This is a genomic window from Coleofasciculus sp. C1-SOL-03, from assembly GCF_040220555.1.
Taxonomy (GTDB): Bacteria; Cyanobacteriota; Cyanobacteriia; order Cyanobacteriales; family Coleofasciculaceae; genus Coleofasciculus.
In genome coordinates, this window is sequence record NZ_JAVJUO010000098.1 from 1 (window position 1) to 24,633 (window position 24,633).

The 24,633-nt window shown below is 49.3% G+C and carries 12 protein-coding genes; all 12 read left to right on the forward strand.

Features of this window, described 5'->3' with window-relative positions:
- Nucleotides 1–325 precede the first annotated feature (325 nt).
- The 12 genes from RIE73_RS16375 (at nt 326) to RIE73_RS16430 (ending at nt 24,616) form a co-directional block, all read left to right on the forward strand.
- Nucleotides 326–601, forward strand: a complete 276-nt coding sequence (locus RIE73_RS16375) for a hypothetical protein (RefSeq protein ID WP_446402188.1) — start codon at nt 326–328, stop codon at nt 599–601.
- Between the two features lie 694 nt (nt 602–1,295).
- Nucleotides 1,296–2,597, forward strand: a complete 1,302-nt coding sequence (locus RIE73_RS16380; protein ID WP_446402189.1) for an NAD(P)/FAD-dependent oxidoreductase — start codon at nt 1,296–1,298, stop codon at nt 2,595–2,597.
- A 76-nt stretch (nt 2,598–2,673) separates the two neighbouring features.
- Nucleotides 2,674–2,952, forward strand: a complete 279-nt coding sequence (locus tag RIE73_RS16385; RefSeq protein ID WP_446402190.1) for an acyl carrier protein — start codon at nt 2,674–2,676, stop codon at nt 2,950–2,952.
- 83 nt (nt 2,953–3,035) lie between these two features.
- Nucleotides 3,036–7,826: a type I polyketide synthase gene (locus RIE73_RS16390; RefSeq protein ID WP_446402191.1), complete on the forward strand. Its 4,791-nt coding sequence runs from the start codon at nt 3,036–3,038 to the stop codon at nt 7,824–7,826.
- A gap of 15 nt (nt 7,827–7,841) precedes the next feature.
- Complete coding sequence (locus RIE73_RS16395; RefSeq protein WP_446402192.1) at nt 7,842–12,398, forward strand: beta-ketoacyl synthase N-terminal-like domain-containing protein; 4,557 nt, start codon at nt 7,842–7,844, stop codon at nt 12,396–12,398.
- 92 nt (nt 12,399–12,490) lie between these two features.
- Entirely contained in the window at nt 12,491–15,460 is a 2,970-nt protein-coding gene (locus tag RIE73_RS16400; protein ID WP_446402193.1) for a non-ribosomal peptide synthetase, read from the forward strand.
- A 172-nt stretch (nt 15,461–15,632) separates the two neighbouring features.
- Nucleotides 15,633–16,805, forward strand: coding sequence for an MFS transporter (locus RIE73_RS16405; protein ID WP_446402194.1), 1,173 nt, complete (start codon nt 15,633–15,635; stop codon nt 16,803–16,805).
- Nucleotides 16,806–17,083: 278 nt separating this feature from the next.
- The gene (locus RIE73_RS16410; RefSeq protein WP_446402195.1) at nt 17,084–17,833 is read left to right on the forward strand and encodes a PEP-CTERM sorting domain-containing protein; all 750 of its coding nucleotides are present in this window, start codon (nt 17,084–17,086) and stop codon (nt 17,831–17,833) included.
- Nucleotides 17,834–17,984: 151 nt separating this feature from the next.
- The gene (locus RIE73_RS16415) at nt 17,985–18,953 is read left to right on the forward strand and encodes a PEP-CTERM sorting domain-containing protein (RefSeq protein WP_446402196.1); all 969 of its coding nucleotides are present in this window, start codon (nt 17,985–17,987) and stop codon (nt 18,951–18,953) included.
- A gap of 95 nt (nt 18,954–19,048) precedes the next feature.
- Nucleotides 19,049–20,014 (forward strand): NAD(P)-dependent alcohol dehydrogenase, encoded by a 966-nt coding sequence (locus tag RIE73_RS16420; RefSeq protein WP_446402197.1) that lies wholly within the window; start codon nt 19,049–19,051, stop codon nt 20,012–20,014.
- 140 nt (nt 20,015–20,154) lie between these two features.
- Entirely contained in the window at nt 20,155–21,510 is a 1,356-nt protein-coding gene (locus RIE73_RS16425; RefSeq protein WP_446402198.1) for an efflux RND transporter periplasmic adaptor subunit, read from the forward strand.
- Nucleotides 21,511–21,520: 10 nt separating this feature from the next.
- Nucleotides 21,521–24,616 (forward strand): efflux RND transporter permease subunit, encoded by a 3,096-nt coding sequence (locus tag RIE73_RS16430; RefSeq protein WP_446402199.1) that lies wholly within the window; start codon nt 21,521–21,523, stop codon nt 24,614–24,616.
- Nucleotides 24,617–24,633: the final 17 nt, after the last annotated feature.

A 24,633-nucleotide genomic window follows, 5' to 3' on the forward strand; every position in this document is an offset into this window, starting at 1 on the left:
ACTTCGGTGAATAAAGCAATCTTACAACAGGCGATTGAGTAGTAGGCTGGCAAGGTTTTAAGCTGTGTCTATCTACTCCTTGACATTTTCCCCCTCATCCCCTAACCCCTTCTCCCAACCCCCCTCGTTCCCCCCTACAAGGAGGGATGACAGAGGATGCTTCGCTTTTTTTGCACGGGAGAGGGGAGCAAGAAAGCAAGAGGAGGCGATTGAAATCGCTGCTACACTTGCCCTTGCGTCCGCAAGGTAAGGACTGGATTATAACGGGGGTAGCGTTCCCCGGATTTGGTATCAATCCAGTCGTGGTTTGGCACACCTGAGCAAGATGAATTCCGAAACCGTAGGGGCGCACCGACGTGCGCCCATCAAACCCCGTGCGCCCATCAAACCCCGTGCGCCCATCAAACCCCGTGCGCCCATCAAACCCCGTGCGCCCATCAAACCGTCAAATCAGAATTGTAGGGGTGCAAAGGATGGTGCCCAGTTTAACGGTAAAATCTATTCCACCATTTTAGCTGGGTCACGCCACCATTTTGGGTTGACCCATGTTGGTAGAGACGTTCCGGCGGAACGTCTCTACAATGATGCCTGCTATATATAAAAAAAACTTTTAAGTTTGACGTTTAGGTTTTAATAGTCTAAAGATAAGCAGAGTTCGGGCGGGCAGAAAATGCCCCAGGTAAATCCTGATTTGACAAGGGTTTGAGAATGTAGTATTACGTTAATGTTATACTGTATTGTGTTACTATTATAACCATTTTTAACCCACTATTCCTGAAACAGCTTGATACGGCGTTATTTTCTTCTCCCTAACGCCAAAAAAATAGAAATACTACAATCAGGTTTCATTACCCAATTAGATACACTCATTTCGAGGCAAATTTGACAAAAAAGCCGTTTTATGCGTATCCTGTCGGCTCAAAAGGGAATGGGGATGCAATGATCTACCCGTGATATCAAATTTGTTCCTATCAGACAGACAGGATGTCATGTTGTTTTAAAAAGGTGCGTTACACAAGCACTTTCGCACCCTACGAATTGCTAAATATGGGTAATCGTTAGGACATGATATATAGCACTACGCCTGAAGGGATGCTTCAACCTTGGAGCAGGATAGTAGAGTTAGTTCACGCCCTCGCCCTTGCGATCGCGATCCTCATCCGGTGGTTCCCATCGGAGTACTCCAAGAGCGAATAAATATCCAATTTGCTCCAAAAAAAGTCTCTTGAAACCTCATGATTTATCGCTTACGTTGGGAATTGAAGCAATAATCAACCCACTCAAACAGAGAACCAATGGAAAAATTAGCTATTATCGGGTCTGGAATTTCCGGTAATTCAGCCGCTTATTATCTTCAAGATGATTACCAGGTTGAGGTTTATGAACAAAGTCATAGAGTCGGAGGACATGCTAATACAATTGATGTCGTTGAAGGCGATACCATTTTTTCCATAGATACCGCCTTTGTTGTCTTCAATAAACCTAACTACCCTAACTTAACTCAACTCTTCGATGATTTAGGCGTCAAAACCCAAAAACACTTAGGAGGATTTAACTTTTATAACTTAAATTCTGGACTGCAGTTTAATTCTGATGACCTGGAACTCAAGCCATTAGACGTTACTCCTACTTATCCAACGAGTCTGACTCAATGCTTTCAGGAAGCCAATCGTTTTTTTACCGAAGCCAGAGCCGATTTTTGGGCAGGAAAAACACGAATTCCGATGAAAGACTACTTAGACCTGAATCAGTATAGTCAGGAATTTAAAGATAATTTTGTGATGCTCATGGGGTCAGCCGTCTGGTCAATTCCCACCGATTCTTTGATGGATTTTCCCGCCTCTACCTTTATTAGCTTTTTTATGACGCATGATCAAGGTGGACTAGGTGGCAAATCAGTAGAATGGGAGACGGTTACAGGAGGGAGTAAAAGATATGTAGAAAAAATCAAGTCCAGCTTAAAACGACCAGTTCGCACTGGACAAAAGGTGCTTTCAGTGAAACGTGAGCCAAACCAAGTCATTGTTAAAACAACAGAGGGTGAAGCGGTATTTGATAAAGTCATCATAGCCACCCACGCTGACCAAGCGCTACAACTCCTGGAAAAACCAACCGATTTGGAGAAAAAAATACTCGGTTGTTTTAGGTATCATGAAACCGCTGTCACCTTACACAGTGATCCGAGAATCATGAATCCTGATAAAAGTAAATGGAAATCCTGGAATTATGGACAGGTAAACCAGGAAGGTAACCTTTATACCTTTGTCACTTATTATGCCAATAAGGTACATAACTTTACAGCCCAAAAGGATTATTTTGTCTCCCTTGACACACCGCCAATCCCTCTGGATGATGACCAAATCATCAAAATCATCAAATATAGACATCCTGAATATGACATGAATACCCTGGAAGCCCAAAAGCAAATTTACCAACTGAATCAAACCGGTCCGGTTTATTTCTCAGGAACGTATTTTCATATCAAGCAAAGAGGAATAGACTCCTATGGCTTTCATGAGAGTGGAATTTCTTGTGCCTTGGAAATTGCCAAAACCCTAAAACAAGCGAAACATTCTATCCCGAACAAAGTCGTCTAACTTTAATTGACATTACTGGTTTAAATCAGGGAAAAGTAGGGAATTGAGACTTCACTGAACTAAGGACTTTACGCCAATGAATACATCCAGTTTTACCCTAAACAATCAGCAACATCAGACAGTAGACGTGATTCAAGCGTGGTTAATAAACCAGCTTGCCGAACAGCTTGATATTGAACCCGATGACATTGATATTCATCAACCCTTCGATAACTATGACCTAGATTCAGCCCGCTCATTGAGTATGCTCGGAAAACTGGAGAAGTGGTTGGGACGAAACTTTAATCCCGTCTTAATCTTTAACTATCCAACCGTTGCCGAACTTGCCCAGCGCTTAGCCGAGGACACCCATTAAATCCAAGGGAGATGAACTGAAGATCAATCAAATTATGGGAGCTATTACCGAACTTGTGTTGTGGATGAGGATAGATAATAGAAATGGAACCAATTGCGATTATTGGTATTGGCTGCCGTTTTCCTGGAGCCAAAGATCCAACAGCTTTTTGGCAGCTCTTACGTGATGGAGTCGATGCCATTACAGAAATACCGACTAACCGATGGGATATTAACGAACTCTATGACCCGAACCCGGAACATCCTGGTAAAATCAGTTCACGCTATGGGGGCTTTTTGGAGCAGGTGGATCAGTTTGACCCTCACGTTTTCGGGATCTCGCCGCGAGAAGCCCTGTCGATGGACCCCCAGCAACGACTCTTACTCGAAGTGGCTTGGGAAGCCCTAGACGATGCTGGACAGGTGCGAGAACACCTAGCTGGCTCGCGAACGGGTGTATTTATTGGCATTTCGACGAACGATTACAGTCGAATTTATCCCGCGTATCAGAGTCAGCCCCAAGGCTACGATTTAACCGGGAACTCCCTCAATATCGCAGCGGGTCGTCTTTCCTATTTATTCAATTTTCGCGGTCCGAGCATGGCAATTGACACCGCCTGTTCCTCCTCACTTGTAGCCGTTCATCTCGCCTGTCAAAGTCTGTGGAACGGAGAGTCTACCCTGGCTTTAGCGGGGGGTGTGAACCTGATCCTTTCACCCATTGGTACTATCGCCCTGACTCATCTGAACGCCTTATCTGCCGATGGTCGCTGTAGAACCTTTGATGGGCGAGCCAATGGGTATGTTCGGGGTGAGGGAGCGGGTATCATTGTACTCAAACCCCTCTCTAAAGCTCTAGCAGATAACGACCCGATTTATGCCCTGATTCGAGGCAGTGCCGTTAACCACGACGGTCGCAGCAAGGGGCTGACAGTGCCTTATGGACCGGCTCAAGAGGCACTGATTCGTGAGGCGTTAAACAAGGCTGGGGTCGCACCCGCCCAAATCAGCTACGTGGAGCTTCATGGTACAGGCACCCCCCTCGGCGATCCCATCGAAGCGATCGCCCTAGGAACAGTGCTGGCGACTGACCGTCCCCCTGGACGCGACTGCGCGGTTGGCTCGGTCAAAAGCAATATTGGGCATCTAGAAGCGGCTTCGGGTATCGCCGGTTTAATCAAAGTCGCCCTATCTCTGAAGCATCAACAGCTACCACCCAGCCTGCATTTTCAACAACCAAACCCCTATATTCCCTTCGATACTCTACCGCTACGGGTGCAGCAGGGTCTGACACCGTGGACTCCGGGAATGGGTCCAGCCTTGGCAGGTATCAGTTCCTTTGGCTTTGCCGGAACCAATGCCCATCTCATCCTTGAACAAGCGCCGTTGCTCTCAAACACCGAGACACCAACGCCCCAGTTTCCCTATGTACTCCCCCTGTCTGCCCATAGCCCAGAAGCGGTCAAATCCCTGGCGCAGTCCTATCAGACTCTTTTAGCCACTCCCGACCTCGATCCGACCTTCGGGCAAAATTGTTGCTACACCGCCAGTGTGCGGCGCACTCACCAGGAGTATCGTATGGCATTTATGGTGCATCCGGAGCATGATCAACTCGGCATGATGGCTGAGATTGCATCCGGTCACAAGCCTCGTCATCGCCCCCCGAAACTCGCATTCGTTTTCTCCGGTCAAGGTCCTCAGTGGTGGGCGATGGGGCGGGAGTTACTTAAGAGCGAACCCATGGTTCGGGAGGTTATCGAGGAATGTGACGCCCTGATTCGCTCTCATACCCATTGGTCTTTATTAAAAGAACTCCAAGCCAATGCCTGCGAGTCTCGCCTCCATGAAACAGAGATTGCCCAACCCGCTATTTTTGCCCTGCAAGTGGCGCTGGCTCGACTCTGGCTGTCTTGGGGGATCGAGCCAAATGCCGTTGTCGGTCACAGTTTGGGGGAAGTCGCCGCCGCCCACATCGCCGGCATTCTTAGTTTAAACGATGCCGTATCCTTAATCTGCGATCGCGGTCGCTTGATGCAACGAGCCACAGGCAAGGGTAAAATGGCAGCCATCACCCTATCGGCAGCCGAGACACAGCGCCGACTCCAGGGATACGAAGACCAACTGGCGATCGCCGCCATTAACGGTCCCACAGCGACGGTGGTGTCGGGAGAACCAACAGCCTTAGAATCATTCCTCCAGGCACTTGAGCAAGAGCAACCCGCTGGTTTTGGCAAAGTGCTACCCGTCAATTATGCCTTCCACAGCCCCCAAATGGCACCCCTAGCGGCGGAATTGGTCGAGACATTGCACCAACTCCAGCCCCAGCCAGAAACCATTCCCATCGTCTCGACTCTCACCGGTCAACATCGCCCGGGTGCAGAGTTCAATGCTGAGTATTGGGGACGCAACGTTGAGCAACCAGTTCGCTTTGCCACAGCAATTGAGGAATTGGTGAATGCTGGACACACCGTCTTCCTGGAAATTAGTCCCCACCCCGTCCTTTGCGGATACATCTCCCAGTGCCTGAATCATCTGGGGAAAGAAGGGAAAGTCTTGTCCTCCCTACGGCGCAACCAGGCGGAACGCGCCACCCTACTCCGTTCTCTAGGTATCCTTTACACCCTAGGATTTCCGGTAAACTGGCAGCCAGTCTATCCACCAGGATGTCAGGTGGTTCGCTTACCCTCCTACCCTTGGCAACGAGAACGGTATTGGGTGGAAACAACTCAGCCTCAGTCACAAACAGGAACACCCTCAGCCAAACCGGTTCAGAATTCCAAACTGAATCTCCTGATTCAGGGAGAAACAGAACAATTGATTCAACAGTTACAAACCACGGGTCAACTATCAGAACATCAGGTCAAACTACTGCCCAAACTCCTGGAACTGTTGGTAAAGGATGGGAATCAACGGATCACTCCCCAAGCCCTGACTGATGCCATTTACGCCGTAGAATGGTTGCCCAAACCCTTATCAGCCCCAAGGAGTCAAAAAACCCACAGACAAAGCTGGCTCATCTTTGCCGACCCCAGTGGCGTTGGCGCGACACTGAAAAAACACTTAGAGCAGCTTGGCGAAACCTGCATCATCGTCTTTCCTGGCGAAGCCTATGTCCGACTTGAATCAGGACACTATCAGTTAAACCCTAATCACCCCCAAGACTTCTGTCAACTCCTCCGGGAAATACAGCTGTCCCATCACCCCACCTTGTCAGCAGTGGTGCATCTATGGAGTTTACCACCTACAGATGAACAGACAACCCTATCTCTCCTCCAGGAGTCTCAAGCCTTAAATTATGGCAGTGTCCTCCATTTAGTTCAAGCACTGGTCAAAACTCCAGGGTTAGCCTCACCCCGTCTGTGGTTAGTCACCCAAGGCGCCCAGCCCGTCGGTTCCCAGCCCGGACTTCTCGCCGTAGCTCAAGCACCCGTATGGGGAATGGGTCGGGTGATTGCCCTTGAACACCCTGAACTGTGGGGAGGGCTGCTGGATTTAGACCCACAAATGACTGAAACTGAAGCGGCGGCGATGGTATTCGCCGGGATAAGCCACTCAGAAGGCGAAGATCATCTGGCATTTCGCCAAGGACAATGCTATGTAGCCCGACTGGTGCGCCAGGGTGAACCTAAACCCCAGCCTGTCTCCTGGCAAGCCAATGCCACCTATCTGATTACGGGAGGACTAGGGGAACTGGGACTGAAAATCGCTCAGTGGATGGTGGCGCAGGGGGTCCGACATTTGCTACTCATCGGGCGTCGTGGATTTCCCCATCGCTCTCATTGGCACCAGTATTCTCCGGATAGCGATATCGGCAGACGGATTCAAGCCATTCAAGCCTGGGAAGCCTTAGGGGCTACTGTCACCGTCATGGCAGCGGATGTGAGCAATCTGGCTCAGATGTCTTCCCTATTTACCCAGTTACGCCGCCACCATCCACCCCTGCGAGGAATTATTCATGCCGCTGGCTTACTCAACGATCAGCCCCTATCGGATATGGACTTCCAAACCCTTACCTGTGTCCTGCAACCCAAGACCATCGGCACCTGGATTCTGCATCAACTGACTCAGGAGATCAGCCTAGACTTTTTCGTCTGCTTCTCCTCAATTTCAGCCCTACTCGGCTCTAAGGGTCAACTCCATTATGCAGCCGCGAACCAGTTTCTGGATGCCTTTGCCCATCATCGTAGAGCCTTGGGATTACCCGCCTTGAGTATTAATTGGGGACCCTGGGCTGGCGGTGGTATGGCGGATGCTGAGTACCAACGGGGGTTAAGCCGGATGGGATTGGAAGCATTGCCGCCAGAACCCGCCCTGGAAACCTTAGCACATCTTTTGGCAACCGATGTCATCCAAACCACGGTGGCAAAGGTAGACTGGAGCCGATTCAAACAGATTTATCAAGCCAAAGGGCGGGGTTCTCTTTTAGAAACGCTGGAGGTTCCCCTCAACCCACCATCTGTTGCCCAATCCCAACTGCGGCAGCAACTAGAAGCGGTGCCGGTAAGCCAACGCCAGGAGCGACTCATGGCTCACATTCAACGTGAAGTCGCCCAGGTTCTGGGTCTAACTCCATCCCACTTCCCCCGACTGGATCAAGGCTTTTTTGAAATGGGTATGGACTCGCTCACCTCAGTGGAGTTGAAGCATCGCCTGGAGAAGAGTGTCGGAGAATCATTGCCTGAGACTTTAGCCTTTGAGTATCCCACGATTAAAGACCTGAGTGAATATCTGAGTCAAACCCTACTGGGGTGGGAAACAGGGGCAACAGTTCACGCCCCATTGCCCCAGGATGCCCCTGAGCCAACCCAGATTCTGGCTGGGATAGAGCAGCTTTCCCCAGAAGAGGTGGAAGCCTTAGTGATTCAGGAACTTGCAGAACTAGACGCATTACTGTAGCCGTGAGGATGTAAAATGAATCGTATTTCTGAAACCCGCGATCCGTTATCTCCATTGCACCGGGCGCTGCTTGCCCTCAAGGACGCACGAGCCAAACTGGAAGCGGTAAAGCGTGCCCAGACTGAACCAATCGCCATTATTGGCATGGGGTGTCGGTTTCCTGGCAATGCCCACAATCCCGAAGCATTCTGGCAACTATTACGCCATGGAGTGGATGCGATTAGGGAGGTGCCTCCAGACCGATGGGATATCAAGGCGTACTATGACCCAGACCCCGATACACCCGGCAAGATGTACAGTCGATACGGTGGCTTTCTGGAGCAGGTAGACCAGTTCGACCCCCAATTCTTTGGCATTACGCCCCGGGAAGCGGTGAGCCTAGACCCCCAACAACGACTGCTATTGGAGGTGAGTTGGGAAGCCCTAGAGCAGTCAGGTATATCGCCCCAAACCCTCGTAGGTAGCCGCACGGGAGTTTTTGTGGGAATGGGTATTGACGACTATGCCAAAGCTCAAATTAAAACCTCTACTCCGATTGATGCCTATACTGGCAGCGGAAATGCCTTTTGCTTTGGAGCGGGTCGTTTATCCTATAGTTTGGGTCTCCAAGGGCCGAGTCTAGCCGTGGATACCGCCTGTTCAACCTCCCTGGTGACCGTGCATCTGGCTTGCCAAAGCCTGCGTGCGGGAGAGTGCAACTTGGCTCTAGCGGGTGGGGTCAGTCTCATCCTATCACCGGAGGTCAGCCTTTACCTGTCCAAGACTCGAGCCTTGGCGGCGGATGGTCGCTGCAAAACCTTTGATGCCAAAGCTGACGGCTATGGGCGGGGAGAGGGGTGTGGGATCGTGGTTCTCAAGCGTCTCTGTGATGCCATAGCTGACCATGACAATATCTTAGCGCTGATTCGAGGTTCAGCGGTCAACCAAGATGGTGCCAGTAGTGGACTCACGGTACCCAATGGCGCGGCTCAGCAGTCGGTCATTCGTCACGCTCTTGCCAATGGCAAGGTCGAACCGGCAGACATTAGCTATGTGGAAACCCATGGTACGGGGACAGCCTTGGGTGATCCCATCGAGGTGCGAGCCTTAGGGGCGGTGCTGGGTGAGGGGCGTTCTCCGGATAAACCCTTAATCCTGGGTTCATTGAAGACGAACATTGGTCATCTGGAAGTAGCCGCAGGAGTGGCAAGTTTGATCAAGGTGGTATTGGCGCTGCAACATCAACAGATTCCAGCCCATTTGCACCTTAATCAGATCAACCCTCACCTTTCCTTGGACGAGATACCTGGGAAAATTCCCACAGAACCAACGCCTTGGCTGAGGGGAGAGGGGCGACGCTTAGCCGGGGTGAGTTCCTTTGGCTTGAGTGGGACTAATGCTCACCTGCTCCTGGAAGAAGCCCCAGCCCGCGCACCGGTGCAGGCGGCGGTGGAACGCCCTTTCCATTTGCTCACCCTCTCGGCGAAAAGCGAAGCGGCTCTGCTGCAACTCGCCCATCGCCTGGAAATGTACCTGAGAAGCCATCCCAGTTTAAGTCTAGCCGACGTTGGCTTCACCCTGAATACAGGTCGGTCACATTTTGCCCATCGGCTGGCGCTGGTGGCTGACTCCTCGGAGCAGGTGTGTCAACAGTTAGCGGCTTACTCAACCAACCCCCCTGGGGTATTTAGGGGTCAGGTTCAAGACAGCCGTCGCCCGAAGCTGGCTTTCCTGTTCACCGGTCAAGGCTCTGAGTATCGGGGGATGGGGCGTCAGCTCTATGATACCCAGCCCACCTTCCGCCAAGCCCTACAACGCTGCGATGCCATCCTGCGTCCCTATTTAGAGCAGCCTCTGTTGTCTGTCCTCTATCCTTCAGAGGGTGAGGATTCCCCTGGGGAGCAAACGGTTTATACTCAACCGGCTCTGTTTGCTTTGGAATATGCCCTGTACGAAGTATGGCGTTCTTGGGGGATTCAACCGGATGCGGTTCTGGGTGACGGGGTTGGGGAATACGTAGCGGCTTGTGTCGCTGGGGTGTTTAGCTTAGAAGAGGGGTTAAAACTGATTGCTGTGCGATCGCGACTCCTGGCATCCCCGCCACTAGCGCCGATAGTCGAGGCGGATGAGATTAATTATAAGCTTCCACAAGTAGACCTGATTTCCAGTGGTACCGGACAACGGGTGGAGGACACTGAGGTGAGTCAAGCGGACTATTGGCGTCGCCCCGTTCGGGAACCGGTGAGATTGGCAGCCGGGATGCAGACGCTCAAGGCACTGGGCTATGAGCGGTTTGTCGAGATTGGTCCCCATCCGGTACTGCTGGAGATAGGACACCGGGATTTGCCTGAGGGAGTTGGGGTTGGTCTGCCTTCCTTGTGCCGAGGGCAGGATGATTGGCAGTCGTTACTCCAAAGTTTGGCTTCATTGTCTGTCCAGGGAATAGCGGTGGACTGGTCAGGTTTTGACCAGGATTACCCGCGCTACCGAGTGCCTCTACCCACCTATCCCTTCCAACGGCAACGCTTCTGGTTCGCTACCCCAGAGGAGGACAGGGGCAATCAGCACCCGCCTGATCCAGTTTACCACCTAGAGAGTCCTGATTCCAGGATACCAGACCTGAATCTAGAGCAGCGCGTCCTAGCTCTAGTGGCGAAGATAACGGGAATCCATCAAAACCATCTCGGTTTGGATATGTCCCTTGAGGGAGAGCTAGGCTTAGATTCGATCCTGATGACGCAGCTCATGAATGGCTTGATCAAATGGATTCCGGAGCATCAAAAGGCAGCCTTTAGCCAAACATTGTCGTTGCGGGAGTTGATGCAGTTGCAAACCCTCAGGGAAATTATTCAGGTGTTTGAGGAGTGGCTACCCTCTTCAGGGCAAGACTCAGTCAACCGGGAGGAAAGCCAGGAGAAAACTGGCATAGTCAAACCCAAAACCTTACCCTCACAGTCGCAGCCGGAACTCCCGCGTCTGGAAATGCTGCATAGCCAGTATCCCCTGGCAATCAGCCACTGGCTACTCAAGTCCAACAGTTTATTTGCCACCTTACGTTTACAGGGTGCTTTCGATCTAGACGTAGCGGAGCAAGCCTGGAGCAATCTCCTGCAAAGGCATCCCATGTTGCGATCGCGCTTTCGCCAACTGACAGGTGTCACGTCGTTCGGGGACTATCAATTAGAGGTTCTCGACGATCCAACTCCCCCAGACATTCCCCTGACTGATATCCGACATTTAGACGAGGACGAGCGAGAACAGGTTGTCGCCGAGGAAATACATCAATGGTTAAATTACGAATGGCAACTGACTCAATGGCCCCTGCATCGATTTTCGGTACTCCGTCTGGAGGATTCGGTCTATCAGCTATTTTTAGGCAACGAACATTTAATCTCGGATGGTCTGGGCAATCAGATCATTTTGCGCGAATTTATGGAACTGTATCGCGCCCGCCTCTGCAATGAGCCACCGAATCTCCCCCCTCCCACCACGTTGAATGATTACTCTCAATTGGTGGGAGCGATGAATGGCTGGCATGATCCACAAGACGATCAAGCACTGGCTCAGTACACGACGACTCAGGGTAAATTGTCCTATTCCTGGAACCCCAACGGGGCAACCCTTAACCACCCACGCCCCCAATTCTACACTCAAAAGTACCTTCTCGGACGAGATATCACAGCTCAACTGATCGCCAAGACTCGTGAGTGGCGATTGCCTGTCAACTCTTTACTGCTGGGTGCTTTTCTGCGAGCCGTCGCCAAGTTTGAGTCGTCTTCCCCAAATGCGATCATTCAAGTTCCCACCAGTGGGAGAGTCTATCCTGAGGTAGATGCCGCAAATGTCATTAGTAGTTTCGCTCAGAATTTAGCCCTAAGCTTTACCCTACCCCAACCCGAGGAAGACTGGCAAGTCCTATTAAACCGCATTCATCAGGACATCCAAAATGCCATAGCCACTGGACTTGACCGGGCTCAAACTCGCCAGATGGGCAAGATTTTCCGGGAAAATATAGCCTTGGAAGACGGCAAAATACCTGCTCATAGCCTATCAATGTTCCAGAGTGTCTTGAAGTCCAATCTCTATTTTCCCTACACAGGACACACACCTATTCACAATCAGTACGGTTCTGTCAAAGTGATCGGCTATCAAGCGGGTGGCATTAACGCTCCGGGAACATTAGATATTTTACAGGAGATCTTTGACGGCTGTCTACATCTATTTGCCAGTTACGATTACAACTTTTTTGAACTCTCCCTGATTGATAACTTAATCAGGGAATACATCAACCAGATTGAAGAACTCGTCTCACTACCGATTCAACCGCCGCCAGAATTCCAACAAAAGTCGGCATTAATCGGAGATACCACGATTGACTCGGCACTGCGACAGATAGCAGCAGAAATCTGCCACTTGTCCATCACCGCCGATGAGATGGATAAAGACTTAGAAGCGGACTTAGGTGTGGATTCCCTAGAACGCATTCGCATCGTTACCCGCCTAGACAAGCTATACGGGAAAATCAATCGTCAAGCCTTACTCAAGTGTAGAAGTTTGCAAGAAATGGCTTTGACACTCAGCCAATCCCAGTAACACCCAATCCGCCTTTAATTATGTCCACCTACTTACTGCATTAAGTTGTGTAAATCGCACCCAACATTGAAATCTAACCAGAAGACCTGCAAATGAACACAATAACCAACATTCCCTACCTAAAAATTGTTGAACAAACTCAGCAAACACCAGATGCTATAGCTGTCCAGCATCAGGAAACTCAACTCACTTACGCCGAATTACATCGCCGTTCCAATCAAGTTGCCAACTATTTACGTACTCAGGGCGTCAGCCGCAACACATTAGTCGGCATTATGACGCAACGCGGTGCTTCAATGATAATTGGAATCTTAGGTATCCTCAAAGCGGGAGGAGCTTACGTTCCGCTCGACCCCTCCTACCCAGGGGAACGCATCCGATATATTCTCGACCATGGACAGATTCAGACATTACTGAGTGAGTACCCGGTAATCTGCAAACTCGAAGAATGCCTGGATACCCAATTACCATTGCAGCACCTAATGTTCTTGGATGAGGGAGAACTCTGCAATCCCCCAAAAGAATTGAGGCAAATCAATAGGACTACCTGGTCTACGTTCTCAGACCAAGCTCCACCCTCTACCAATACCCCGGATGACTTAATGACAGTGTTATACACATCTGGGTCTACAGGTCGTCCCAAGGGGGTCATGCTCAACCATCAAGGTTACATGAACCGCCTACAGTGGATGCAGGAGACCTTCCCATTAAAACCGGGAGATCGAGTAGCCCAGAAAACATCCTTCTGTTTCGATATATCCGTTTGGGAACTCTTTTGGACGTTAATGGAAGGAGCAACAATTTGTCCAGTTGAACGGGAAATCGTAATCAATCCCTGGGAATTTGCCCAGTGGATCAAGGAGAGTCGCATCAATATTATGCACTTTGTTCCCTCACTATTTGGAGAATTTATTAGTGCGTTGGCAGAAGAATCCTGGACGTTTCCTGACCTGCGCTGGTTAATCTTTAGCGGTGAAGCATTACCCTTACCATTCATCCAACGTTGGATTGACAAGTATGGAATGGGAACTGGACTTGCCAACCTGTATGGACCCACCGAAGCCTCCATTGATGTCACCTGTCATATCATTAATCAGCGCCCTGATCAGAACCTGACAGACCGCATTCCGATCGGCAAAGCGATTGATAATGTCTACATCCGGATACTGGATCAGCAAATGCAGCCAGTGACTCCGGGTCAGTTAGGAGAACTTTGGATTGGAGGTGTACAATTAGCAAAGGGTTACCTAAACGACCCACAGCGCACAGCCCAAGCCTTCCGCGTCAATCCCTTTGCCGAAATTCCTGGAGCCTATCTCTATCATACAGGCGACCTAGCCAAAGAGTTGCCAGATGGTAGTTTTGAATACCACGGACGTATTGACCACCAAGTCAAAATTCGCGGTTTTCGTGTGGAACTCGGCGAAATCGAGACGGTTCTCAATACTCACCCCGCCGTGCGAGAGACAGCGGTTTTGGCTGTCGAGTATGAAGCCGGACAGAAACGGTTAATTGCTTGGCTATCTGGAGATCAGGTCGATAATCGACAAATCAAGCAATATCTCTCTCGACAGTTGCCGAATTATATGATTCCTCAACGGATAAACTGGTTGCCTAGTTTACCCAAAAATCATAATGGTAAGCTAGACCGGAAAGCATTACAGGCGTTAGTTGAGGGGAATTATTCGCAACCCGAACCCAGTAGAACTGAAGCAGGCGGCGAATGTTTGCCCTTAGGTCCAGCTCAGCGCTGGATAGTGACATACTTCAAGCCGCCTTACCAATGGATGGGATATACCCGTTTTCGATACCACCAACCCTTGAATCTAGAGAGTTTTAACCAAGCCCTCAACCGGGTCATAGAACGTCATCCTGCCATGAGAACTGTGTTTGTCCAACGCCATGGACAATGGCAGCAGCAAGTCACAGGTTGGCAAAACCAACGGACGGTAGATTTCCAGGATGGTAGTCATCTTACCGCAGAACAGCGCGATGAACAAATCCGTTTTAACGTACAGCAAATTAGCCAGAAACTACGGATTGATAAATTGCCCCTACTGGCAACCATTGTCGTCAAGGTTGATGAATCATGCTACGACATTACCATGATTGCCCATCATATCATTGCTGATATGTTGAGTACCAATGTGTTATTCCAAGAACTCTGGGATGTCTATAACCAGTTATTAGTCGGTAGCGAACTGAGTTTTCACATTTCCACGCCCCCATCTTATGCCGATTATGTGCGTCTGCTTCTAGATATAGACCAGCGGGGAATCTTGACCAGCCATGTTGATTATTGGAAATCTCAGTTTCCGTCTCGACAATATACGTTCCACATTCCGTTTGACCCGATTCAAGGCGTTAACATTGAGGCGTCTGCTTCCCGCCAACGATTTACTCTGACCCGAACCGAAAGCGACCGACTATTACGCCATGCTAAGCGGTACTATCGGTGTAATCTTTATCCTCTTTTACTAGCTCCTTTATACAAACTGATGGGCAATTGGAGTGGCAAGTCTTGGGTAGTGGTCAGTCATCGCAGTCACGGTCGAGATTTGGGCAATAACCAGATGTTTTGGGAAAGCATCGGTAATTTTGCCGTCAATTTTCCGATGGGTGTCATGGTACAGCACGAGGAGAAATGGGAGAAACTTATCAAGACTATTGGTGATAAATTGGATGAACTGCCGATGAATGGCATCACGCTTGATTGGATAGCGGATCGATTGCCAAACTACATTTATCCTGATGCTAATCTAACACCAGTACGGGCGAATTATCTGGGAAATCGAACGGTTCCCTCTTCTGAGTTGTTTGAGTTTGCTGAGAAAGACCGCGATTGTCGTTTGTCCCCTCCTGAACAGGAACGTACAACGTTGCTAGAGTTTTTCTTTTCTATCATTGATGGAATCTTTTATTTAGAAATCGAATACTCTCGTAATTTTCATTATCCGGCGACTATCCAGAAACTTGGTGAGGGATATATGGAGTTGATGCAGGATCTGCTGACTGCTGTATCTCCAGGCTCTCCAGTAGGAGGGGGGATAACTGGCACTTAGCATAGCATAGCGATAAAACCCTTGCACCCCCCATAGTAGAGACGTAGCATGCTACGTCTCTACGCATGCTACGTCTCTACATAGCGAAAGAATCAACGATTTTCCCAAAAGTTTATCCATTGTACCCAACGATTGAACCTTCTAGACTGATCATTAAAGGTTAACAAAAACAATGAATCAACTGATTTCACCCCAATCAAAATCTCCCTTCTCCCCCGGATTACCAGCTTTATACAGTGTTGCATTCTTGTCTGGTATATCTCTAGGACTATTTAATCCCTTTATCTCAACGCTAATGGCTCAGCATCAGGTTGACGATGTATGGATAGGAGCTAATTCAACAGTATATTTCATCTTCATCGCTTTGGGAACCCCCTTAGTGTCCAAAATCTTGCGCCAAATAGGGCTGCGTCGAACAATGATCCTGGGCTTTGCACTGATGGGTTTAAGCGCTCCCCTGTTTCCCTTGACCAACCAATTACCCCTATGGTTTGTCATACGCGCTGTCATGGGTTTTTCCTGTTGTTTATACCTAATCTCAGGACAAACCGCCTTGAACTACTTCTGCAATGACAGTAATCGGTCAATTGTCAATGGTTTGGATGCGCTTTCCTTTAGTCTCGGATTCGGTATGGGTCCAATCATCGGTTCCGTCTTCTATGAAATTTCCCCCCAAATTACTTTTTCTTTAGGTAGTCTTTTAGTTCTCAGCGGTATCGCTGTAGTTTTAGTCGGTTTGCCCGAAAAGGTGATCGATTTTCAACGACCCCAGATTAAAGTTTTCAAAAAGCTTATTTTACCGCTTCAGGGCGCCTTTGCTTATGGCTTTAGTGTAGCTACGTTAGTCTCTCTATATCCGGTATATCTGCTGGGAAAAAATTATGGTGTGGAACAAATCGGGTATACGTTTGCTGTGTTTATCGCAGGCGGATTACTCGCCACCATTCCTGTTACCCATTTAGCCGACAAATTTGGCAAGTTAAAGGTTCTAGGAACGACTGTGTTTATTGTAGTTCTGTCTCTTGTGGGTCTTTCATTGGTTGAAAACCAAGTTGTTACCCAAATATTTGCCTTTATAGCGGGAGCTAGCATGAGTCCGGTGTTTCCGTTATCACTCGCCCTCATTGGCGCCAAACTGTCCCGGGATAAATTACCGTCTGGGACTGTCTTGTTTACAGGTACTTACAGTGCGGGCTGTACAGCGGGTCCTCTACTGTCCTCTGTGGTCATGCAAGTTTTTAGTGACCGTTATATATTTAGCTTAATGCTAATATTGTTTGTTATTTTTCTACTTAAGCTAATAAAAACTATCAAAAAAATGGGACTAAAGTTTCATTATTATTGACATTAAGATTTAAATGCCGAACAGCTTACATAGATCCCCGACTCCTTGAACAAGTCGGGGATTTTGCTGGGATAGACTGTACTTCAGAATTGGGAGTAAAAAAATAACTCATTTATCCTAAAAAAAATCCCTGGTAACCTGTTTTTATATTTTCTAATATTAGAGAAAGACAATGAAAGGGTTAAAACAAGAAAAATCAACGGATTTTCCAGTCTCAAATGATTCAGTTAAACCCTTGCTCACTGTTTAATTCTGTCGAAAAACTTTGAGGTTTAATTATGCGAAAACACATTCTTTCAATACTTCTGGGATTGGCTACGACCACTACCCTAAGTACACCTCTACCTGTTCAGGCTGAACCCCAAGTCTATCAATTAGTATCTGGCAAAGAAAACCTTAGGCTCAATGAAGAGACATTCAATGTGCTGGAATCATTAGGTCTTTCTTTGGCTTCATTGGAAAATACGGTCACGCCAGATCCAGGATTCACCGTGGCACTACCTCTCCTTCCTCCTAGTGATGATCCAAACGTCCGAGGTACTACATTCACTTTCAGCTACGATGATGAAACAAATACCTTCATTCCTCTAAGTGGAGTAGAAGCATTTGCTAGCCGTGTAATCTTTAATGTAAATACCGCTCAGCTCGCTTTAGAGCCTCAACTTGTGATTGGAGAACTTTCCACCGCCTTTAGTCCTGATTTTGAATTCTTTTTGTTTACAGGTACAATAGGCAATGGTTTGCGTTTGTTTGATGTGGTATCACCAAGACCTCCCCTTGTTGATCTTGAAAATCAAATTATCACTCCTCAAAGTACAGAGGTAAGGATATCCCAGGAGTTTAGCGACTTACTTATGGCTGCTGGGGCAACAGAATCGGTTGCCGGCTTGAAGATTGCTGACGTTACAGGGGATAAAAGATTTGTAGAGATTAGTACCACCAAAGTTCCTGAACCTGGAAGTGCGATCGCAATCTTGATGGTTATTGGTGCAACGCTCGCTATGGGTAAACAGCGTCGAGTTGAATGATTAAGTTTTTTTCTGCTACTGCAACTTCAACAGAACTGCTGTTAAAGTCAAAAACTATATACGCTACTTTTGGGGAGATCGGTAACTCCTCTTCATCCCCCTGATTACCGAAACTTAGTGTTCACACTGTTTAGGAGTTCAAAGCTTAATCATGCCTAATCACCACCTTTCAATTGTCCTCGGACTGACTGCCACCGCCGCTGTATGCCTCCCCTTACCTGTTCAGGCGGCAAGCTTCAACTTTGATTCATTACCCAATATTTCATCACGACCCATTGAATCTAACCACAAGCTAAACTTTTTTGGAGACCCATCCCAAAACCAGGGATACACAGCGTTCTTTAAACTTCCTTTGTTTTCAGACTGTAGTTATCAAGAAATCAGCAAGAATTCCCCAGGCAATCCTGCTCCTTGTTACACAACCGGTCGTCCCAGAAGTCCAGAAGAACCTGCCAGTGGTGCGACGCGATCGGCAACATTGAATGATGGTATCGGCTTCTCTAACTTTTTCAGTTACCTAACCCATAACACTATTCCCCTCAATAGTATTGGTTTTAGTTACGGTCAAAAAAGTGACCGTGATTTTACAGACACTTGGAGCTTAGGGGCTGGTGTTCCTGGTCAAGACTGGTTTGCTAGCGAGGATTCAACCCTTGAAGAACGCATTTATCAAGCCAATCCCGATGATGTTGAGATAGTTATGACTTATGGCACAAGTCCACTCATTAATTTTGGTTATTCCCCTATCTATACCGTTTTTGACTACGGTGCTACAACCCAAACTGATGATGATTTTGAAGCCGGGTTTACTGAACCCGTTAATGCCTCGAAAGTCGCTGGATTAAACCCCTTGGCAGCTGGTTTAGCGGATGCCTTTTTACAAGATGTTGCTTTGGGTGGTGGTAGCGTTCAGCTCTTTATTGAGGACAGGGGAATTGAAGACGTTAATTTGACCACAGGAAATGGCTACAATGTAATACGTCTGCCATTCCCCGCCTCTCTGCGAGCGGTTCCCAGTGTCGCTGTACCTGAACCGGCTTCAGGGTTGGGATTATTACTGTTGGGCGCTTTGGGTGCCGTGTTTCATCGGAAAAAACAACGTCACAATCAGGTTCAGTGAGATTAAGCTGTCTGTATTTTGAGCTAAGTTCTGTTCAGCGTACCTTTGGGTAGCTTGCTTGGGAAATTTTGTTGTTGAAGGTGATGATAGATACGATGAACGCTGTCATAAATAATGGATATGGCTCGGTTGATGTCCTGCAATACACCTCGATTGAAAAGCCGACTCCTAAACCCAACCAGCTATTGGTCAAAGTTCATGGCACTAGTGTCAACCCAATCGATTGGAAAATCCGCAAGGGTTTACTGAAGCTGTTCACAGGGAACAAATTCCCCATGATCTTGGGGTTTGACATTTCCGGAGACGTGGTGGAAGTGGGTAGCGCTGTCACCCGCTTCCACCCCGGAGAGCCAATCTACGCCTACCTTGACTCTTTTCCCGGTGGAGCTTACGCTGAGTATGCCGTGGTTTCCGAACAGGCAGCTTGTCTCAAACCGAATAACATGACCCCTATTCAAGCGGCGGCTGTGCCTCTAGCCGCCCTAACGGCTCTGCAAGGGTTGCGAAATCAGGGGAAAATTCAGCCCGGACATCAGGTTCTTATCAATGGCAGTTCCGGTGGAGTAGGTAGCTTTGCTGTTCAAATTGCTAAGGCGCTTGCGGCACAGGTGACGGCTGTTTGTAGTACCAAGAATGTGGAATTGGTGAAATCTTTGGGAGCTGATCGGGTGATTGATTATACCATCCAAGATGTTACCCAAGACACCGCGAAGTACGATATTGTTTTTAATACAGTCGCCCATCAAACCTTTTCTCGATGGCAAAAGATGTTGAAACCTCGTGGGGTTTATGTGACGACGTTACCCACCGTCGAAAGCGTCGTCCAAACCTTGTTCACGTCTATTTTTCCAGGTAAAACGGCAAAACTAATCAGGGTCAAACCCAGTGGCAAGGATTTGACCTTTTTAAAGGAACTGATTGAAGCCAATAAGATTCAGTCAGTTATCGAGGAAACCTATCCCCTATCCGACGTCGCCCAGGCTCATTCTATCAGCGAACAAGGACACGTCGTTGGCAAGCTGGTGATTCGCGTCACCCCAGTTAGCGATCGCCAGATGTAGAGATGTGCCATGGCGCGTCTGTCAAAACGGGATTTTTTTTGTTGGGTTACCGTTTTTTCGCAATTCTCCATCGATTTCCAGTACGGGATTGCTGTTTGAGGGGATGATTAGAGAAAATTGTTTAATAACCTCTACGACCAATGCTTTATGTCTATCAAATCAAAAAAAATTTAAAGCTGGCAAACCCGAAAGTATTAGGGTTTATCGCCCTACTTTTACTGTCGAGTCTAACCATTGGTTTAAGCCGACGCTTAAGGCAAGAAGAAGCCGCGAACCCCCCAGCTTCAGTCCATATTTTGCCCGTTGAGACCCGATCAGCAACCCCGGTAAACTCGTACCCGGTGTCTCGCACCTATACGGGAGAAATTGTCGCCCGTCGCCGTAGCGAGCTTGGCTTTGAGCGTTCGGGTCAACTGGTCTTTGTTGCCGTTGATGAAGGCGATCGCGTCAACCCCGGCACCCCCCTAGCACGACTTGATACTAGCCGTCTAGAAGCCGAACGTCGTCAGTTACTTGCCCAGCGATCGCAGGCTGTTGCCCAACTGCAAGAACTACAGGCCGGACCGCGAACCGAAACCATCGAGGCGGCGCGGGCTACCGTTAGGCAAATCAACGAACAATTGGAACTGGCACAGACCAAACGCTCCCGGCGGGAATGGCTTTATGCCCAAGGCGCCATTTCACGGGAACAACTCGATGAAGTCGCCTTTGAAGCCAGTACCTTAACCGCTCGCCGGGATGAAGCTAAAAGTAATCTAGAGGAGTTGCTCGCCGGGACTCGCCGCGAACAAATTGCCGCTCAAAGCGCCTCAGTCAAGCAGCTTGATGCCAGGATCACCAGTATCGAAATTGACTTAGCAAACAGTACGATTAAAGCCCCTTTCGCCGGCACAATTTCTCGGCGTCTGGTTGACGAAGGAACCGTCGTTTCCATGGGTCAATCGATCCTACATCTGGTTGAAGATGCGGGACTTGAGGCGCGGATTGGTGTACCTGTAACCGCTACCGCCCAACTCCAAGTCGGGAGCCAACACCAGCTACAAATCGGACAGAACACCTATTCCGCCACCGTCTCATCCGTGCAGCCGGAACTGGATTCATCCACCCGCACCGTGAGTGTGGTTCTCACCTTAGAGCCATCAGCCGCCGCAACGGTGACGCCGGGAGAATTGGCACGGTGGGAACGGGTCGAATCTATACCCACCTCTGGCTATTGGCTACCAACGACGGCACTGGTTCAAGGAACGCGGGGTCTCTGGTCTTGCTATGTGATGGCAAAAGCGCCCAAACCGCAAGAGAATCAGGAGTCCCCCCGTCCGGCTTCTGTCTCTAGTCCCCAAAGCCCTTTCCACGTCGAACGCCGGGATGTGGAAATCCTGCATACCGAGAGCGATCGCGTCTTGGTGCGGGGGACTCTGCAACCGAGCGATCAGGTCATTGTCAACGGGGTTCATCGCCTTGTTCCCGGTCAATTTGTGCGTCCAGCTCAACGCTGAGGGGGTGAAAATGTCCAATCTATTCTACCGCAATCTCCGACTGCTGATTTTGACCATCTGCTTAATCGTCGTCTGGGGCTTTTCCTCATTCCTCAGCCTTCCCCGCATGGAAGACCCCGAATTGACTCAGCGCAATGCTTTAATTACAACCCGTTTCCCCGGAGCCAGTGCCTCACGAGTAGAATCTTTGGTGACGGAAAAGGTTGAGAAAGAATTATTTGAAATCGAAGAAATTGACACCATTGAATCCACCTCTCGCCTGGGTTTCTCAACCGTCGCTATACAATTGAAAGACGAGGTGAGTAATGTGGAGCGAGTCTGGTCACAGGTGCGCGACCAACTCACCGATATTACCCCCCAGTTACCGCCAGGCGCCTTAGAGCCAACCTTTGAAGACTCCCAAGCCAAAGCCAATGCCCTGATTGTCGCGTTGACCTGGGAACTCGAGACACCCACTAATTATGCGATTCTGAGCCGTTGGAGTGAGGAACTCGAAGATCAACTGCGTTTGATCAGGGGGACAGAAGCGGTTGAGCGATTCGGCGCTCCCGCAGAAGAGATTGTCGTCGAAATTAGTCCCCATCGCTTAACAGTTTTAGGACTCACCGCACAAGAGCTCTCCCAGCAAATCTTGAGCAGCGACGCCAAAGTGGCCGCCGGTCAACTACGCAGCCGCCGCAATGACCTGCTGTTCGAGGTTGAAGGCGAACTGGATTCCTTAGAGCGTATCCGCCGTATTCCCATCCGCTTCGGTGATACCGCTCAGTCTACTCGCTTAGGCGATATTGCCCAGGTCAAAAAAGGGATCGTTGAGCCAGCTTCAGAGTTAGCCCTGATCCACGGTCAGCCGGCAATCGCGGTAGCTGCCATGGTAGAATCCAGCCAACGCCTTGACCAGTGGACTCAAGTCGCGGATCAAACCTTGGCAAAATTCCGCCGCCAATTACCACCAGGTATCGGCTTACAGGTCATCTTTAACCAAAACCGTTATGTTGAAGCCCGACTCAATGATGTAATCAACAACCTCCTACTCGGTGCGGTGCTGGTTGTGGGAGTCAGCTTTTTCATAATGGGCTGGAAGTCAGCGTTAATTGTGGGTTCTGCCCTACCCTTGTCCGTGTTGATGGTGTTTGGCACCATGAAGCTGTTGGCAATTCCCTTGCATCAGATCTCGGTCACGGGTACTATTATTGCGTTAGGTCTTTTAATCGATAATGCCATCATCGTGGTCGATGAGGTACAAATCCGGTTGAGAGAGGGAGTCTCCCCCCACAGAGCCGTCACTCAAACCGTTCGCCACATCGCTGTCCCTCTCCTAGCGTCCACTTTAACCAGTGTCCTGGCATTTCTCCCCATTGCCTTAGCCCCTGGGGGGACTGGAGAGTTCACCGGTACGATTGGTGTGACGGTAATTCTCGCGCTCCTGAGTTCTCTGGCGCTCTCGTTAACCGTGATTCCCGCTTTAGTGGCTCGGTTACACGCCTGGGGAGGGGGAACCGTCTCAGGCGCCTGGTGGCAAACGGGTTTCTCTCACCCAGGGTTGACGCGAGTCTATCGTTGGACTCTGGCTCAAAGTTTAGCACGACCGATTTTTGGCGTAACATTGACTCTACTTTTACCCATCAGCGGCTTTCTCGTAGCGCCTCATCTGGAACAGCAGTTCTTCCCTCCGACAGATCGCGAACAGTTCTATATTGATTTTGAGCTATCAACATCAACCTCCCTAGACCTGACTCAATCGAGTGTCATTCGGGCAAGGCAATTAATTCTGCGCCACCCTGAAGTGGTAGATGTCCATTGGTTTATGGGTAAAAGTGCGCCCTCCTTTTACTATAATGTGATTGGCGATCGCGAAAATGCCGCCAATTATGCCCAAGGTTTGGTGCAACTGCATGCCAACGTCAATTCCCGCCCCTTGATTCAACGTTTGCAGGATGAGCTGAATCAGGAATTTCCCCAAGCCCGCGCGATCGTGCGACAACTTGAACAAGGACCTCCTTTTGCGGCGCCGATTGAACTGCGGCTGTACGGTTCTGATCTGGATTGTCTGCGGGATCTTGGCAACCAGATTCGCGCCGAACTGGCGAATGTTCCGGATGTCATTGATACGCGAGCAGACTTAACGGAGGCTCTACCTAAATTAGCGTTAAATCTGGATCAAGAGCAAGTCCGATTGGCAGGAATTGATAAGACCGCAATTGCCCAGCAATTAGACGCTAATTTAGAGGGAGTTCTCGGAGGTTCTGTTTTGGAGGCGACGGAAGAACTCCCGGTACGTGTGCGCTTATCCAATCCCAACCGCTCTAACCTGGATCAGATTGCATCCCTGGATTTACTACCCAGCCAGAGACTAGAGGTTGGGAATGGGCGCAGGATTCCCCTCTCGGCTCTCGGCGACATCGAACTCGTCCCTGATTTAGCCACAATCTCCCGGCGCAATGGACAACGGGTGAATACAGTGCAGGGATTTATCACCGCCGGCGTACTACCTGCCAATGTTCTTGCCGATTTTGAACACCGTTTAGCCGCCAGGGGGTTTGAGTTACCTCCCGGCTATTCCTTTGATTTCGGCGGCGAGGCGGGTGAGCGTAACTCGGCGGTTAGTAATTTGGTATCGACTCTGGGAGTGCTGCTGATTTTGATGGCGGCGACGTTAGTTCTGACGTTTGGTTCGTTTCGATTAGCCGGAATTATTGTCTTGGTTGCTGTATTTTCAGTTGGTTTGGCGCTGGGTTCTCTGGGGTTGTTTGGTTATCCATTCGGGTTCACCGCGATTCTGGGGACGATTGGCTTGTTGGGAGTTGCGGTTAATGATTCTATCGTCGTACTAACGGCGTTACAGGAGAACGATCAGGGTCGCCCGGTTTCTTGGCGAGCCGCCCGGGAGGTGGTGGTTCATTCGACACGCCATGTTATCGCGACGACACTCACCACTATTATTGGTTTCACGCCTTTGATGTTTGACCGGAGTGGTTTCTGGCCCCCCCTGGCTGTGGTTATTGTGGGTGGTTTGGGCGGAACGACTCTGATGGCGCTCTATTTTGTCCCCTCTGCCTATTTGTTGATTCGGCGTTGGTTTAAACGGCAACCTGACTCAATGTCTTGACTGTTATTGGTTGCATT

Bases quoted from the DNA above. Each gene is read 5' to 3' on its own strand.
- RIE73_RS16400 (WP_446402193.1), top strand. From the start codon at position 12,491: ATGAACACAATAACCAACATTCCCTACCTAAAAATTGTTGAACAAACT.
- RIE73_RS16375 (WP_446402188.1), top strand. From the start codon at position 326: ATGAATTCCGAAACCGTAGGGGCGCACCGACGTGCGCCCATCAAACCC.
- RIE73_RS16385 (WP_446402190.1), top strand. From the start codon at position 2,674: ATGAATACATCCAGTTTTACCCTAAACAATCAGCAACATCAGACAGTA.
- RIE73_RS16415 (WP_446402196.1), top strand. From the start codon at position 17,985: ATGCCTAATCACCACCTTTCAATTGTCCTCGGACTGACTGCCACCGCC.
- RIE73_RS16390 (WP_446402191.1), top strand. From the start codon at position 3,036: ATGGAACCAATTGCGATTATTGGTATTGGCTGCCGTTTTCCTGGAGCC.
- RIE73_RS16395 (WP_446402192.1), top strand. From the start codon at position 7,842: ATGAATCGTATTTCTGAAACCCGCGATCCGTTATCTCCATTGCACCGG.
- RIE73_RS16425 (WP_446402198.1), top strand. From the start codon at position 20,155: ATGCTTTATGTCTATCAAATCAAAAAAAATTTAAAGCTGGCAAACCCG.
- RIE73_RS16380 (WP_446402189.1), top strand. From the start codon at position 1,296: ATGGAAAAATTAGCTATTATCGGGTCTGGAATTTCCGGTAATTCAGCC.
- RIE73_RS16430 (WP_446402199.1), top strand. From the start codon at position 21,521: ATGTCCAATCTATTCTACCGCAATCTCCGACTGCTGATTTTGACCATC.
- RIE73_RS16420 (WP_446402197.1), top strand. From the start codon at position 19,049: ATGAACGCTGTCATAAATAATGGATATGGCTCGGTTGATGTCCTGCAA.
- RIE73_RS16410 (WP_446402195.1), top strand. From the start codon at position 17,084: ATGCGAAAACACATTCTTTCAATACTTCTGGGATTGGCTACGACCACT.
- RIE73_RS16405 (WP_446402194.1), top strand. From the start codon at position 15,633: ATGAATCAACTGATTTCACCCCAATCAAAATCTCCCTTCTCCCCCGGA.